This is a genomic window from Klebsiella sp. BIGb0399 (genome assembly GCF_003752615.1).
Classification (GTDB): domain Bacteria; phylum Pseudomonadota; class Gammaproteobacteria; order Enterobacterales; family Enterobacteriaceae; genus Klebsiella; species Klebsiella lignicola.
This window is the reverse complement of sequence record NZ_RKHT01000005.1, coordinates 679,912-694,151: the sequence shown is the minus strand read 5'-3', so window position 1 is coordinate 694,151 and position 14,240 is coordinate 679,912. Positions and strand designations below refer to the sequence as shown.

The window sequence follows — 14,240 nt, the reverse complement described above, 5'->3', positions numbered from 1 at the left end:
GGTTCAGGAGTCGGGCGTTTTTATTGCACCGGCGGTATCTGTCGCCAATCCTCGCCATGTTTTATACTCGCCTCTCATGATTGTCATATTTGCCTTAACACCATGACGCCAACGGAAGAGACGTTTCCAGTGAGGGAACCATGAATAAATATGTCATTTTTATCAGCACCAGCGGTGGCAAAGCGTTTCCAAAAGAACAAGTGACCCGTGCATTTATTAAAGAGATGAAGCAAAAAGGGTTTAGAAAACATCATATTGAAGTGGATGCAGAGAACGAAGTCCAGGCCGTTAAGGCGTTAAATCAATTTAATGATGAGTATATGCAGGAAGTAAAAGACTATACCGACAACATTATATTTGTCGGCATCATCGCCATGTTCGGCTTTATTGTTTGGTTTTTTACATAAATATAGTGAATGAAATAGCCGGGTTAATAACAATGTGAGTAACAGCCCGGCTTATTAGCGTTTTGGCTGCCACGGCGCAGCGTCCGTCGGCGGCAGATGCAGCGCAAAGCAGTCAATAATGGTATCAAGCAGCAGCTTTGCCGGTGCAGTAAGGCGACGTTCATCGCCATATAGCCCGACGCCAATATCTCCCGCGTCGGGCAGCGTTGTGGCCTTAATGACCTGCAGCGTCGCCGGCATGCCGATGGTGGTACGTAGCGCGACCCCTAACCCGGCAGAGGCGGCGGCCCAGATACCGTTCAGGCTGCGGCTGGTAAACGCAATACGCCAGGGAATACCGGCGTTATCTAATGCCGTTGTGGCGGCGGTACGCATCACACAGGGCGCTTCAAACGCCAGCAGCGGCAACGGCTGGTTTTTGGCGAGATACGTGGCGATGTCGAACTCTGGCGCCGCGATCCAGCGCAGCGGCGCCCTTCCCAGCGCCCGGTCAAAAGCCGGTTGCTCGCGCCCTTCCCAGCTCAGCGCCAGGTCAAGCTCCTGGTGCAGCATCGCCTCTCGCAGCGGCGCGTTGCGGGTCACGGTCACGGCAATTTCAACCTCCGGACAGGACCGGGCAAACTGCCCGAGGATCGCCGGCAGGAGCACCTCGCCAAAATCCTCCTGCAACCCGAGACGCACCTCGCCGCTCACCCCTCTGGCCTGCAACGCGGCACAGGCTTCATCATTGAGACTAAGCATGCGTCGCGCGTAACCCAGCATGATTTCGCCTTCAGGCGTCAATGCCAGATGACGGCCCGCCTTCTGCACCAGCGCCATGCCGGTCTGCTGCTCCAGTTTTTTCAGCTGCGCGCTGACTGCCGAGGTTGAACGCCCGAGGCGTTCCGCTGCCAGGGCAAAACTCCCCAACTCCATCCCGGTGACAAAAGCACGCAGCGCATCGGCATCCAGGGTCAGTGGTCTTCTGGCCATTATCAATCATCCCGTTTTTCAGGACTATTTGTCATGAATTATATGATTATCAAAACAATCATAACCGGATATCGTCTCTGTGACACCCCACTAATTTCACAATAAGGGCAAAAACATGAGTAACGGTCATCTGACACGGGAAAACCTCGCACAACTGGCGCCAAAACTGGCCTCGCTGAGCGAAGAGGTGCTGTTTAACGATATCTGGCAGCGTCCGGAACTCTCTGCGCGCGACAGAAGTTTGATCACCCTTAGCGCGCTGGTTGCCCTGTATCGCCCGGAACAGCTCGGCTGGCACCTGCAGTTCGCTGAAAAAAACGGCGTCACCCAAAGCGAAATCACCGAGCTAATGACCCACCTGGCGTTTTATGCCGGCTGGCCTGCTGCGGTGTCGGCATTAAACGTATTGCACCAGCTCAACGCGGAATAAGGAGACGACGATGCCCGTAACCCGCATTGCGATTTCAGAGCAACGTTTCGCCCCCTGGCACGCCGCGATTAGCACCGCGTTACAGCAGGCGCTGGAAGACCATTTTTCGGTCCCGGCCGGTGACTGCTTTCAGCTGTTCGATTGCTACCGTTCAGGGCAGCGGATAGTTAACCCGCACTATCTCTGCACGGCTGAAGCCGGGCGCAGCGATGATTTCCTGCTGTTTCAGATAACCGCCGGTAAGCCGCGCAGCCCTCTGCAAAAGCAGCGTTTTTATCAGGATTTAGTGACGCGACTTGAACAGTCGCTGGGCATCAGTCCGCACGAGGTGATGGTGGTGATCGGCTTTACCGAGCCGGAAGACTGGTCGTTCAGCGGCGGCAAGATGTTCTGTTTAACGGATGTCCCGGTTACGCGGTGACGACGGATGCGGGCCGGAGAACGTCGTTTCCGGCCCTTGAGCGCCCTACTTACCGGCTTCCGGATGGGTATCAAACGCCGCCATCACCGCTGCCAGTTCCGCTTCGCTGAAACCATATTTGGCATCATCGACGCCGAGGCCGAAACGGGACTGCAGCGCGGCATACAGCGCCGGAACGTCCGGGAAGTCAATCTTCTCAACCACATGGTGCTTATCCCAGTGGGTGAAGTGGAAGTTAGTTAAAGTCATTTTGCCGCCGTCCGGCAGATGGCGGCACATCAGCAGATGGTGGCGGAAATGCGACTGCGGCCAGTGGGCCGACCAGAAATTGCCCATCACATAGTCGGAGGCGTACTGGTGACCGAGGTCAAAGTGGTACATCGACTGCCAGTGGCCGTGGTGGCTGAACTGCAGCGTCCAGGCCTCTCCCTCACACAGCAGGCGATACTCACCGTGCGGGGTGGCTTGCTCGACATCCGCCAGCAGGCGAATCGGTGCGGTCAGCGTCTGCCCGCCGAAACCGACATCGGCGATCCAGCGTTCGCCCTCCACTTCTACCAGCAGCAAACGATGGGTACGCGGCGGCATCTGCGGCGGATTCGCCAGCACCACTCTTCCCAACAGGCTGCGGACTTTAAAGCCCAGCTCGCGCAGCGCTCTTTCCAGCAGACCGTTTTGCTCGAAGCAGTAGCCGCCACGCTGACCGTTCACCAGCTTCTCTTCCAGCGTGCGATCGTCAAGGTGGATCTCCCGGGGCAACAGCACATCCAGATTTTCAAACGGGATGGCGCTGTTGTGGTGAATATGCAGGTCGCGCAAGGTGTCGATAGAAACATCAGGGGTTCCCGTCCAGCCCAGACGGGAAAAATAGGCGCTTAAAAATGGACTCATCAATGCCTCCAGCAATCGGTGTCCGACATTTATAGCCTATTTTTGCCGTTTGACCGTCTATTTTGTGCGGTCGTATTTATTCGCGTGTGCTCCGCTGCATTAACGCCAACGCGCTGAGCATCAATACCAGCCCGGTCAACAGCGTCAGCGAGGCCATCGCCATTCCCTGCCCGACCGAGCCCTGCTCAAACTGGCGCCAGATAAACACCGCTACGGTCTGGGTACCGGCCGGTGCCAGCAGCAGCGAGGTCACCAGCTCGCGCGAGGCCACCGCAAACACCATCAGCATGGCGGCCAGCAGCGCCGGAAACACCAGCGGCAGGACGATTAAACGCAGCGCCTGCAGAGGCGTGGCGCCGTGTACCCGCGCTGCCGGTTCGAGGTTGGTGCCGAGCTGGCGCAGTGCGCTGCCGACATAGCGCACCGGCCACGGCAACAGCAGGCAGCAATAGGAGAGCAGCAGCATAAACCAGCTGTTATAGGGCGAAACCGGCCAGAACGGCTGGTTCCACAGCAGAATCAACCCCACGCCCACCACCACCCCCGGGAGCGCCGCCGGCATCAACGATAAGGCATCGACCAGGGCGCTGCCCTTGATTTTCTGCACCAGCACCAGCCAGGCCGCCAGCAGTCCGATCAGCCCGACAATCAATGCCGACGCCAGCGCCAGCGACAGGCTGGTCCCCAACGCCGACAGCGCATCGCCCTGCTGGGCAAACAGCGCGGTAAAATGACGCAAGGTAAAATTATCGCTGTGAATACCGCCGGATAATGTGCCCATCAGGCTGGTCAGCACCATCGAGGCCCCCGGCAGCACCACCGCCAGCCCGCCAACTCCGGCCGTCAGCAGTACCGCCGGCGTCGCCAGCCAGCCGAGGCTGGCACCGCTGTTCTCTCCCGGCTTGCCGGTCACGCTGGTGACCTCTGTATCGCCCGTAAGCCGCTTTTGCAGCCACCAGGCCAGCAGCGCCACCGCGATCAGCAACAGCGACAGCAGCGAGGCGCCGGGTAAATCAATCGGCCAGTCGGCGAGTTTTTTCTCGATGCCGACGGTGAGCATCGTCAGCCCGGCCCGCGAGCCCAGCGCCGCCGGAACGCCGTACTCTTCAATTGCCAGAGTAAACGCCAGCAGCATCCCCGCCGCCAGCGCCGGCGAGAGCATCGGCAGCGTGATATGCCAGAAGGCCCGCCAGGCGCTGGCGCCGTGCACACGGGCCACCATCGCCAGCCGTTGACCGCTCGCCAGCAGGCTGCGGGAAACGGCGAAATAGACCACCGGGAAGATGTTAAAGGTCATCACCAGCACGATCCCGCTGCGGCTGAACAGCAGGTCGTTAAGATCCCAGCCCGTGAGCTGTTGCAGATAGCCGTTGCTTTGCAGCACCAGCATCCACGACAGGGCCGAAATATAGGGCGGCGTCAGAAACGGGATCAGGAACAGCAGATCCCACAGGCGCGGCATCGGCAGCGTAAACAGACCGCGCAATACCCCCAGCGGCAGGCCAATCAGCACGCTCATCAGCGCCACGCCAGCGGCGACCCACAGGGTGCCGCCGAGCATCGACAGCAGCTGTGGTTCTTTGACCAGCGTCGAAACGCCGCTCATTGCCCCGTCCAGCGAACCGGCGCTGAAGTGCGGAAATATCGCCTGCAGGACGATAAATAACAACGGTAACGCCACCAGCACCAGCAGCGCGGTCAGCGTAAACCCGGATATCAATGTTTGTTTCACGGCATGTTCCTGGAAAATAATCGCCCGCAACCTATCGGCAGTTCTGTCGCCCGATCCCCGGAGGCGCTGCGCTGACCAGGCTACGTCACTGATGGTCCGGTAGCCCGGACAGCCGCGCCAGCGCCGCCTCCGGGAAATGTGCCGGCCCCGGTGGCGCTGCGCTGACCGGGCTACGTCGCTGATGATCCAGTAGCCCGGACAGGCGCATCAGCGCCGCCTCCGGGAAATGTGCCGGCCCCGGTGGCGCTGCGCTGACCGGGCTACGTCGCTGATAGTCCGGTAGCCCGGACAGGCGCGCCAGCGCCGCCTCCGGGAAATGTGCCAGACCGGATCCCCCGGATACGTTGGGGACACATCGGTTTACTGTGCGAACAGCGTATTGAATCGGGACAGCACCGCGCTACGTTCACTGCTGCCATCGCTGGTGGTCGGTAGGATCTTCAGCTCATTAAGCAGCGGGCGCCTGGCCTGGACATCGCTGCGCGCCGGCATCAGCCAGGCATCGGCAACCAGCGCCTGGCCTTCCGGCGACAGGACATAATCAACGAAGGCTTTGGCATCATCAGCATGCTGGCTGGTCTTGAGGATCATCATCGGACGCGGCGCAATCACCGTGCCGCTGGCGGGGAAAATCACCTTCAGGGATTCGCCCTGATGGATGTTGCCATAGGAGACATAATCCACCGCGCCGAATACCGCCGCTTTCGCCCCCTGCATCACCGGGGTAACCGCCTGAGCGTTCGGCCCGCTGACCACCATGCCGTTGCGCTTCAGATCGTCAAACAGCGCCCAGGCTTTATCGCCCATGCCATTTTGTAACCCGATCAGCAAATCCAGCGATGCGCCGGAGAGCGCCGGGTCCGGCGTGGTCACTTTGTCCTTGAACGCCGCTTCGGTCAGGTCGCGCCACTCTTTCGGCTCCGGGGTCCCGCTTTTGGTATTCCAGACGATACCCAGCGCCGAGATCCCCTGCGCGACATAATCCGCCGTTTTCAGGTTCGCCGGCACCTTATCGGCATTGGCGCTCTGGTACGGCAGCAGCCAGCCGCGGTGATGTAAATCCTCGGCGGTATCCCAGGAGGCAGAGATCAGCACATCCGCCTGCGGGTTGGCCTGCTCGGCTTCCAGACGGGCCATCACCTTGCCGGTGGTGGCCTGGAAAATATTGACCTTCACTCCGGTTTTCTTCTCATAGCCGCTGGCAAGGTTCTTCGCCAGCGAGCCGGGACCGGCGGTGTATACGGTCAGCGCATGGGCGCTGGACATCATGGTGGCGGACAACAGCATCGCGAGCGCAGCTCCTTTCTTAATGGTCATAACAGTTTTCATGCAAGTTCCCCTGAGGATGAAGTAACGGTGCGCACGGCGGCGATGGCGCCCGCCGAGAGATGAACAATTCTGTCGGCCAGCAGCTCGGCTTCGCGGCGATCGTGAGTGACGTATACGGCGGTGATCCCCAACTGTCGCAAGAGACGGCTCATCTCCACGCACAGTGACTCCCGCAGTTCGCTATCGAGATTGGAGAGCGGCTCATCAAACAGCAGGACCCGGGGTTCAGCGACGATGGCGCGAGCCAGGGCCACGCGCTGTTGCTGCCCGCCGGACAATCCGGAAGGCTTACGCTCGGCGAAACCGCTGAGGCCCACCAGCGCCAGCGCTTCAGCGACTCGCTTTTGTCGGTCATGCCGCGATACGCCGCGCATCCGTAGCGGAAAGGCGACGTTCTGCGCCGCCGTCATGTGCGGCCACAGGGCGTAATCCTGAAACACCATGCCGATGTCGCGCTGCTCCGGCGGCATTGCCCAACCGCGTTTTGCCACCAGCCGGTCGCCGAAACGAATTTCGCCGCTGGCGGGCACGGTGAGTCCCGCAAGCAGACGCAGCAAGGTGCTTTTGCCGCAGCCCGACGGCCCTAAAAGCGCCACGATGCTGCCCGCGTCGATCTGCAGGTCGATTTGATGAAGAACGGTCTGGGGACCGAAGGCGAATGAGACGCCATCGAGTGTGATGCTGGTCAGCGCGCGCATTCTCGCCCTCCCCGTTGGGAAAGCGATGCTCTGCCCGCGGTTAACACCTGACGGGCCGCGCTCACCTGTGATAAAGACAGGAGAGCTTCCATGTTGTGATCCTCTTTGGGATTTAGTGGTGCCGACTATAGGGAGCCTGTATGACGTATTGATTACGTTTTCATTGCGGATTAACGTGTTGTCTGGCATCAGACCCATTTACCAAGGAACGCTTATGAGCCGTTTTCGCCACGTGGAACTCCAGTACGCCAGTCGCCTGCTCAATCATGGCCCGACCATTCTGATCACCAGTTATGACGCCCAGACGCAACGCCGCAATGTGATGGCCGCCGCATGGTCTATGCCCGTCGAATTCGCGCCGCCCCGGCTGGCGATCGTGGTGGATAAAAGCGCCTGGACGCGGGAAATTATCGAGCGCAACGGCACCTTCGGCATCGTGGTTCCCGGGGTGGCTGCGGCCAGCTGGACCTATGCCGTGGGCAGCATCAGCGGGCGGGACGAGGATAAATTCAACGCCTACGGTATTCCGGTGGTCAACGGCCCGGTTCTGGGACTGCCGTTAATCGAAGAGAAGTGTCTGGCGTGGATGGAGTGCCGCCTGCTCCCGTCAGGCTCAGCCCAGGAGCAGTACGATACCCTGTTTGGCGAGGTAGTTTCCGCTGCCGCCGATGAGCGCGCATTTGCTACCGGTCGCTGGCAGTTCGACGACGATAAGCTCAATACGCTGCATCATCTCGGCACCGGAAATTTTGTCGCCAGCGGCCGCCACGTGCAGGCCAATATGCCGGAAGAGTAACCTTTCTTTACCGAGGCAGGTGGTTAAGAGCCTATCCCAGTAGGCGTAGATTGATGCAGCCAGTTTGGCCACGGACAGCGCAGAACCACCGGAGCGAACACGCAGTACGTGAGGATGGTGAGCACTGCCCAGGGCCAAAATGGCAAATAAAATAGCCTAATGGGCCAGGCTCTGAGCCTGCCTTCTCCCCGCGACACTCTCTTTTTTAGCAGGTTGATCGTTCATTGCTTCAGGCATATAGTTAGGCACCATACTATCTGACGGAGGCCACTATGGAGCTCGAACAAAAATACCTATCGCTACTGCAGGAAGCCGAACGTCATCAGCTTGCCGATGTGGACAATATCCGCCTCTGTTTTCAGACCCTGTCGTTAGCTGCCGCCATCGACCGCGATTGCGCGACGCTGCTGGCACCCTGGGGGCTATCCGAGGGGCGCTTCGTGCTGCTGTTTTTGCTTGATGCCGTGCCTGAGGGCCTCGCCCCCAACGTGCTGGCAGAAAGAGCCGGCGTCACCCGGGCGACAATCACCGGTCTGCTGAACGGTCTTGAGCGCGACCAGTTGATTGAACGTCATGCCGACCCTCTTGATGGCCGGGCGATGCGTATTGCATTAACCCCCGAAGGCAAGCAGCTGATCGGCAAGGTTTTTGCCCAACACAGCCGCTGGATTGCCGGTTTGTTCAGCCATCTCTCGGCGCCGGAGCGCAGCCAACTGGCTGGCCTGCTGGCGAAAGTCGCCGCCGGAACGCTGGCGGGAAAAGCCGCATCTGATTCGTGTTAAAACACAACGTAAAGGAGCAGCAAACATGTCTCATTATTTGGTTGAACTCTACACTCCCAACGCCGCCTGGCACGCGCTGTCAGAGGCGCAACGTAGCGCGTTTATTCAGGGCATTCAGTCCGGGATGAGCGGTCTTGCACAATGGGTGGTTGAACTGCTGACGCTGGCGGAAACCGATACGGCCATCGACAACGCGGCTCCGCACCGCTTTTTGGGGATCTGGCGTTTTCCTGACGCCCAGGCCCGCGATGCCCTGCTGGCCGGTATCGCTGCCAGCGGCTGGTATGGCTATTTTGATCACATCAATGCCGCCGCGGTAACCGGTAATATGCAGCAGCACCTGCAGGCGCTGGCGGGATAATATCCTGCGGCCAACTCCCCGGTGGCGCTGCGCTGACCGGGCTACACACCGCACAATACTGTAGCCCGGATTAGGCGCATCGCGCCGCCATCCGGGAATCATCCATATCATCTCAGAAAGGAACTCACGATGAGCATACCGCAAACCCAGATTCAGCTTCTGCAAGCTATTGACAAAAACTTCACCACATTAGCAAATTACCTTGCGCATATCCCCAAGGAAAAAGCAGCTGAAAAAAACTTACCTGGTCATGCGCAAGGCACAGTCATGAGCGTACGCGATCTGGTCTGTTATTTGTTGGGATGGAACGAACTGGTGCTTAAATGGATTACTCTCGACAAAGCACAAACGCCTGTAGACCTTCCTGAAACCGGTTTTAAATGGAATCAGCTTGGGCAGTTGGCACAGAAGTTTTATGGCGATTATCCTTCGCGGGACTTCACTTCTTTACTGGCTGACCTACATGAGGTTAAGCAGAAGATAATGGTCCAAATCGCGACCAGTGACAACGAGGCACTGTACGGTCGCCCGTGGTACGGCAAATGGACGCTTGGGCGGATGATTTCACTAAACACCTCGTCACCCTACGCCAACGCTTGTGTCCGATTGCGTAGATGGGCAAAAGAGCAGAATATTCCCTTGAAATAATCTCCCCAGCGACGCGGCAACTTTTGCGAGGGATATATTGGGGTATTTCCCGGTGGCGCTGCGCTGACCGGGCTACACACCGCACAATACTGTAGCCCGGATAAGGCGCCCTGCGCCGCCATCCGGGGTATCTTAACGCTGCACCCGGCGTCGGTCTTCGCTGGGCTTAAGACAGGACGACTGGCTATCCAGTGGAATAATAATGAAGACAGATAGCAGTTATAAATGCAGGTTTTTAACTATCCTTTTTATCTCAATTTTTGTAAAAACAGCCAAAATAAAACAATCCTGCCTTTGAGCATCTTATTTTAAATGCTTTTTAATTTATCAATAATAACTGGATTGCCTTGAAGCAGTAAAAGCAACTTCCTTGAGGGGCCGGTTGGCTGACGTCGTTTGGTTTCCCAGCTTTTTACCAGCTCATAGCTGACGCCAACGGCAACCGCGAAATCCTGCTGTTTCAAACCAGTTGCTTCCCGTATCGCTCTCACGTCAATCTCGCTAAAGGTATGAATATGCTCTACCTTTGGCGTTTGCTCGCCTTTTTCAATCCTGACCATCTCTTCTGCACTGGCCAGCAGATCGGCAAACAATTCATCTTTCATAAACACCTCAGTTGGCTCTCTGTCGCTACAAATGTTTGCTCAGCCTGACTTACTGTTTATATATTAGTTTAATAAACCAGCAACCTGTCTTAACATCCTTTTTTGTTCCTGGCTTAATTCATCCCTTTCGTTTTTCGAATAGATCAATGCCAGATAAATGCGCCCTTTTGTCGTTACATTGTAGTAAATCACCCTTACGCCGCCACGCTTTCCTGTTCCCGGTCGACCCCAGCGGATTTTACGAAATCCTCCGGTACCTGAAATAGTGTCACCGACTTCAGCATCGTTAATCAGCATCTCCTGAAAGGCACGAAACTCATCATCCGGTAACAGCTCCTGACGTCGCTTACTGAAACCTTGCAGCTCAATAAAAGTAAACATCTTATTCCCTGATGTCATCACGACTTGCTGGTTAACATACATGTACCCGGTACATTAATCAACCATTTTCATGTACCTGGTACATGTGTCATTGGCCGGACTTCCCCGGTGGCGCTGCGCTGACCGGGCTACAAACAGCACCATTCCGTAGCCCGGATTAGGCGCATCGCGCCGCCATCCGGGGTCACTCGATGATTACATGCTGTAGCCGGGCTTTTTAATCAGCTGCTCCATCTGCGGGGCGATTTCGCTGTCCCAGACCTGCTGCCAGTCACCGGGTTCAACCTGGTTCAGGGCAACGCTCACCGCGCTGTCCTTGCTGCTGAGGTGGCGAATCAGCACGTCGGTGATGTCGTTCGCCAGCGCGGTTTTTTGTTCGTCGGTCAGTTCACGGGGAAAACATTTAATATCAACATGTGGCATAGCAGGCTCCTTAGTGTCAGTGCGATAAATTAGCATAGCCCCGAGGTATCGGTTCGCTATTTGTGCCTTAAATCAACCCGTTGTCACGCAGCACCGGCTGAAGCTCAGGCCGTTGATAGACCTTTCCCGCCACCGCAGCCAACTTCGGCGTATGCCCGTCAAACCACGCCTGCCGCGGCCCCCATGAATACATCGCCGCGATATAGCAATCCAGCAGGGTTATCTCCGCCCCCAGCGCGTACGGCGCGGCGGCCAGCTGCTGCTCCAGCCACAGATAGAGTGATTGTCGATACTGAATGCAGTTTTCCCGCAGCTGATCGGGCGCATCGGCGGCCCAGCGCTGTGGATAGTCCGCATAGGTAAACGTGGGATAGACGTTGGCCACCAGCCAGATCAGCAGGCGCTGAAACTGATGACGCTGGGGCGTACCCGGGTCGGGCGCCAGATCCGGACGCTGGTCGAGGATCATCAGGGCGATCGCTGCGGACTCAGTCATCACGCGACCGTCATCCAGCGTCAGGGTCGGCACCTGACACAGCGGGTTTAGCTGTTTGAGGCGATCGCGCTGCGGGCCAGGTTGGTCAAAGCCCCCGACGTTAACAAAGTGGTAAGGCATCCCGGCCAGCGTCAGCATCAGCTCGCTAATCGCCGAGCCCCAGCCGGGTGCGCCATAAACGGTGATCATATTCGGCCTCCACGTTAAACGCTAAGTGTAGGCAGAAACCGGCGGTTCTGGCGTCATTCCCCGGTGGCGCTGCGCTGATCCGTCTACGCCGACTCGCGCGCCACCAGCTGAAAACCGATATCAATAATCACCTCGCCTTCCTCGCGTCCTTCGATGCGGTCAGCAAGCAGCGTCGCCGCCTGTTCGCCAATGGCGTGGCGGTCGACGCTGACGGTGGTGATTGCCGGGCGATTGCTGGCGGCAAAATCCAGATCGCCAAAGCCAATCACCGCCAGGTCTTGCGGCACGCGCAGGCCACGGCTTTCGGCTTCCATGATCGCCCCCTGCGCCAGCGTGTCCGAACTGCAGACGATGACATCAAACGAGGCGGAATCCAGCAGCTGCGCCAGGCCCTGACGTCCCAACGCCAGTGACGCCGGCAGCGGCACTTCAATCTGCGGTGCGGCGGATATGCCGTTTTTGCTGAGCGCGGCGCGCAGCCCCTGCTTACGCAGCGCCGCGCGCGCGTCTGCGGCCCATAGCAGTCCCGGGCGACAGTAGCCTTTGTGCAGTAGAAACTCGCCGATGGTTTCGCCGACCTTCTCATGCGAAAAGCCCACCAGCATATCCAGCGGCGTGGGGGTCAGATCCCAGATTTCCACCACCGGAATGGCGGCATTAAGAATGGTTTTTTTCAGCGCCGCAGCGTGCTGAATACCGGTCAACACCACACCATCCGGGCGGCGTGAGAGTAAGGTCGCCACCAGTTCGGCTTCGGTCTGGCGACTGTAGCCAGCCACGCACAGCAGCATATGATAGCCGCGCGCCGCCAGGGTATCGCTGAGCGCCTGGATGGTATCGACAAACATATTGTTGTTGATCTGCGGCACCACCACCGCGATCAGTTTGCTTCGCCGCGACGCCAGTCCACCCGCCAGCGCATTGGGGATATAGCCGGTAGCCTGCACCGCCTGCATCACTTTCTCCACCGTTTTCGGGCGCACCAGCTGCGGGGTATTTAGCGCCCGGCTGACCGTCATCGATGACAACCCGGCGCTACGAGCGACATCATCCAGCGTCGGCGCCCGCGACGGTTTTCTGCTTTTCACGACGAAGCCCCTGTGTTGAGTCGTTTTCCTGTGGGCATTATTGATGATGCCCCTCGCAATTGCCAGCCTCTGCCGCTCTCAGCCCGATACTATCAGCGTTGCCGCCCATTAAATGTTATCGCTATCATTGATTATTGTGACTTTTCACAAACCTGCTTGGATCGTGATGTCACTTGCATAATTTCACCCTAAATTATCGTCAGTTGTGATCGTTTGTACAAATTAAAGTCAATGCGATGGCGCAAGTCAGCGTTCAGGATTAGAAATGTTAGCGCAAACATTTTATAATCTGAAAGGAACCTACCATGACCTTTAGCGCAAATTCCGAGTCCGTGAGCTACGCCAAAACCCTCGGGGCCAAAACCGCGGCTGAAACCGGCGACTGCATTGCTCACGTCAAACTGTCACTGGCCTTTTTACCGCTGGCGACGCCGGTCAGCGATGCCAAAGTGCTCACCGGTCGGCAAAAACCGCTGACCGAAGTGGCGATTATCGTTGCCGAAATCCGCTCCCGTGATGGTTATGAAGGCGTCGGCTTTAGCTACTCGAAACGGGCCGGAGGCCAGGGGATCTACGCCCACGCCAAAGAGATTGCCGATAACCTGCTCGGCGAAGATCCGAATGATATCGATAAGATCTACACCAAGCTGCTGTGGGCCGGGGCTTCCGTGGGCCGCAGCGGCATGGCGGTGCAGGCTATCTCCCCTATCGATATCGCGCTGTGGGATATGAAAGCCAAACGCGCCGGGCTGCCGTTAGCCAAACTCCTCGGCGCCCACCGCGATTCCGTGCAGTGCTACAACACCTCGGGCGGATTCCTGCATACCCCGCTGGATCAGGTGCTGAAGAACGTGGCTATCTCGCGGGAAAACGGCATCGGCGGGATCAAACTCAAAGTCGGCCAGCCCAACACCGCCGAAGACATTCGTCGTCTGACGGCGGTGCGGGAAGTGCTGGGGGATGATTTCCCGCTGATGGTCGACGCCAATCAGCAGTGGGATCGTGAAACCGCCATCCGCATGGGGCGCAAAATGGAAGGGTTCAATCTGGTGTGGATTGAGGAGCCGCTGGACGCCTACGATGTCGAAGGCCACGCCCAGCTTGCCGCGGCGCTGGACACCCCTATCGCCACCGGTGAAATGCTGACCAGCTTCCGTGAACATGAACAGCTGATCCTCGGCAACGCCAGCGACGTGGTTCAGCCCGACGCTCCGCGGGTGGGCGGCATCTCGCCGTTCCTCAAAATTATGGATCTCGCCGCGAAGCATGGCCGCAAGCTGGCACCGCATTTTGCCATGGAGGTCCACCTGCATCTCGCCGCCGCCTACCCGCTGGAGCCGTGGCTGGAACATTTCGAATGGCTTAACCCGCTGTTTAACGAACAGCTGGAGCTGCGCGACGGGCGGATGTGGGTATCTGAACGCCACGGCCTGGGCTTCACCCTCAGCGAACAGGCCCGCCGCTGGACCCAGCACAGCTGCGAGTTTGGTCAGCGCCCTTAATCAATTTCCCCGGATTGCGGCGCAAGCGCCGTATCCGGGCTACCGGCCGATTCACGGCTGAAATCCGCTGTACCTACAATGCAACCCTG

19 protein-coding genes are annotated in these 14,240 nt (G+C 58.2%); 8 read left to right on the top strand and 11 right to left on the bottom strand.

The genetic code is table 11. The annotated features are described in order from the left end of the window. The first annotated feature begins 140 nt into the window (after positions 1–140). Positions 141–407 carry a hypothetical protein gene (locus EDF82_RS03615; RefSeq protein ID WP_123754234.1) on the top strand — a complete coding sequence of 89 codons (267 nt, stop codon included), beginning with the start codon at positions 141–143 and terminating at the stop codon, positions 405–407. Between the two features lie 54 nt (positions 408–461). Here the strand turns inward: EDF82_RS03615 and EDF82_RS03610 are convergent, their stop codons facing one another. Further along, a complete protein-coding gene (locus tag EDF82_RS03610) occupies positions 462–1,379 on the bottom strand; it encodes a LysR substrate-binding domain-containing protein (protein ID WP_123754233.1) in 918 nt (305 codons plus the stop codon). 115 nt (positions 1,380–1,494) lie between these two features. Between EDF82_RS03610 and EDF82_RS03605 the strand changes: the two genes are divergently transcribed. Further along, the gene (locus EDF82_RS03605; protein WP_123754232.1) at positions 1,495–1,809 is read left to right on the top strand and encodes a carboxymuconolactone decarboxylase family protein; all 315 of its coding nucleotides are present in this window, start codon (positions 1,495–1,497) and stop codon (positions 1,807–1,809) included. Positions 1,810–1,819: 10 nt separating this feature from the next. Beyond that, a complete protein-coding gene (locus tag EDF82_RS03600) occupies positions 1,820–2,230 on the top strand; it encodes a tautomerase family protein (RefSeq protein WP_123754231.1) in 411 nt (136 codons plus the stop codon). A 45-nt stretch (positions 2,231–2,275) separates the two neighbouring features. On the opposite strand, the gene nhoA is transcribed toward EDF82_RS03600, so the two are convergent. The 5 genes from nhoA to EDF82_RS03580 form a co-directional block, all read right to left on the bottom strand. Further along, positions 2,276–3,121, bottom strand: coding sequence for an N-hydroxyarylamine O-acetyltransferase (gene nhoA / locus EDF82_RS03595; RefSeq protein WP_123754230.1), 846 nt, complete (start codon positions 3,119–3,121; stop codon positions 2,276–2,278). Between the two features lie 76 nt (positions 3,122–3,197). Continuing rightward, positions 3,198–4,853, bottom strand: a complete 1,656-nt coding sequence (locus EDF82_RS03590; RefSeq protein ID WP_123754229.1) for an iron ABC transporter permease — start codon at positions 4,851–4,853, stop codon at positions 3,198–3,200. 85 nt (positions 4,854–4,938) lie between these two features. Then, complete coding sequence (locus EDF82_RS25550) at positions 4,939–5,061, bottom strand: hypothetical protein (protein WP_255417644.1); 123 nt, start codon at positions 5,059–5,061, stop codon at positions 4,939–4,941. A 152-nt stretch (positions 5,062–5,213) separates the two neighbouring features. Next, the gene (locus tag EDF82_RS03585) at positions 5,214–6,182 is read right to left on the bottom strand and encodes an ABC transporter substrate-binding protein (RefSeq protein ID WP_123754228.1); all 969 of its coding nucleotides are present in this window, start codon (positions 6,180–6,182) and stop codon (positions 5,214–5,216) included. Further along, positions 6,179–6,880 carry an ABC transporter ATP-binding protein gene (locus EDF82_RS03580; RefSeq protein WP_123754227.1) on the bottom strand — a complete coding sequence of 234 codons (702 nt, stop codon included), beginning with the start codon at positions 6,878–6,880 and terminating at the stop codon, positions 6,179–6,181. The genes EDF82_RS03585 and EDF82_RS03580 overlap by 4 nt, the downstream gene beginning before the upstream one ends. Before the next feature lie 214 nt (positions 6,881–7,094). Between EDF82_RS03580 and EDF82_RS03575 the strand changes: the two genes are divergently transcribed. The 4 genes from EDF82_RS03575 (at position 7,095) to EDF82_RS03560 (ending at position 9,467) form a co-directional block, all read left to right on the top strand. Then, the gene (locus EDF82_RS03575; protein WP_123754226.1) at positions 7,095–7,676 is read left to right on the top strand and encodes a flavin reductase family protein; all 582 of its coding nucleotides are present in this window, start codon (positions 7,095–7,097) and stop codon (positions 7,674–7,676) included. Positions 7,677–7,948: 272 nt separating this feature from the next. After that, entirely contained in the window at positions 7,949–8,458 is a 510-nt protein-coding gene (locus EDF82_RS03570) for a MarR family winged helix-turn-helix transcriptional regulator (protein WP_123754225.1), read from the top strand. Between the two features lie 25 nt (positions 8,459–8,483). After that, positions 8,484–8,819 carry a DUF6616 family protein gene (locus EDF82_RS03565; protein WP_123754224.1) on the top strand — a complete coding sequence of 112 codons (336 nt, stop codon included), beginning with the start codon at positions 8,484–8,486 and terminating at the stop codon, positions 8,817–8,819. A 129-nt stretch (positions 8,820–8,948) separates the two neighbouring features. Beyond that, positions 8,949–9,467: a ClbS/DfsB family four-helix bundle protein gene (locus EDF82_RS03560; protein WP_123754223.1), complete on the top strand. Its 519-nt coding sequence runs from the start codon at positions 8,949–8,951 to the stop codon at positions 9,465–9,467. 308 nt (positions 9,468–9,775) lie between these two features. Here EDF82_RS03560 and nadS read toward each other — a convergent pair whose 3' ends face one another. The 5 genes from nadS to EDF82_RS03535 form a co-directional block, all read right to left on the bottom strand. Continuing rightward, on the bottom strand, positions 9,776–10,072 hold the full coding sequence (gene nadS, locus EDF82_RS03555; RefSeq protein ID WP_123754222.1) for a NadS family protein: 297 nt from the start codon (positions 10,070–10,072) through the stop codon (positions 9,776–9,778). Between the two features lie 63 nt (positions 10,073–10,135). Beyond that, the gene (locus EDF82_RS03550; RefSeq protein WP_123755469.1) at positions 10,136–10,453 is read right to left on the bottom strand and encodes a type II toxin-antitoxin system RelE/ParE family toxin; all 318 of its coding nucleotides are present in this window, start codon (positions 10,451–10,453) and stop codon (positions 10,136–10,138) included. A gap of 195 nt (positions 10,454–10,648) precedes the next feature. Then, positions 10,649–10,876, bottom strand: a complete 228-nt coding sequence (pptA, locus tag EDF82_RS03545) for a tautomerase PptA (RefSeq protein ID WP_123754221.1) — start codon at positions 10,874–10,876, stop codon at positions 10,649–10,651. Between the two features lie 67 nt (positions 10,877–10,943). After that, positions 10,944–11,561: a glutathione S-transferase family protein gene (locus EDF82_RS03540; protein ID WP_123754220.1), complete on the bottom strand. Its 618-nt coding sequence runs from the start codon at positions 11,559–11,561 to the stop codon at positions 10,944–10,946. 83 nt (positions 11,562–11,644) lie between these two features. After that, a complete protein-coding gene (locus EDF82_RS03535; protein WP_123754219.1) occupies positions 11,645–12,649 on the bottom strand; it encodes a LacI family DNA-binding transcriptional regulator in 1,005 nt (334 codons plus the stop codon). A 305-nt stretch (positions 12,650–12,954) separates the two neighbouring features. Here EDF82_RS03535 and EDF82_RS03530 point away from each other — a divergent pair, with 305 nt between their 5' ends. Then, the gene (locus EDF82_RS03530) at positions 12,955–14,151 is read left to right on the top strand and encodes an L-talarate/galactarate dehydratase (RefSeq protein ID WP_123754218.1); all 1,197 of its coding nucleotides are present in this window, start codon (positions 12,955–12,957) and stop codon (positions 14,149–14,151) included. Positions 14,152–14,240: the final 89 nt, after the last annotated feature.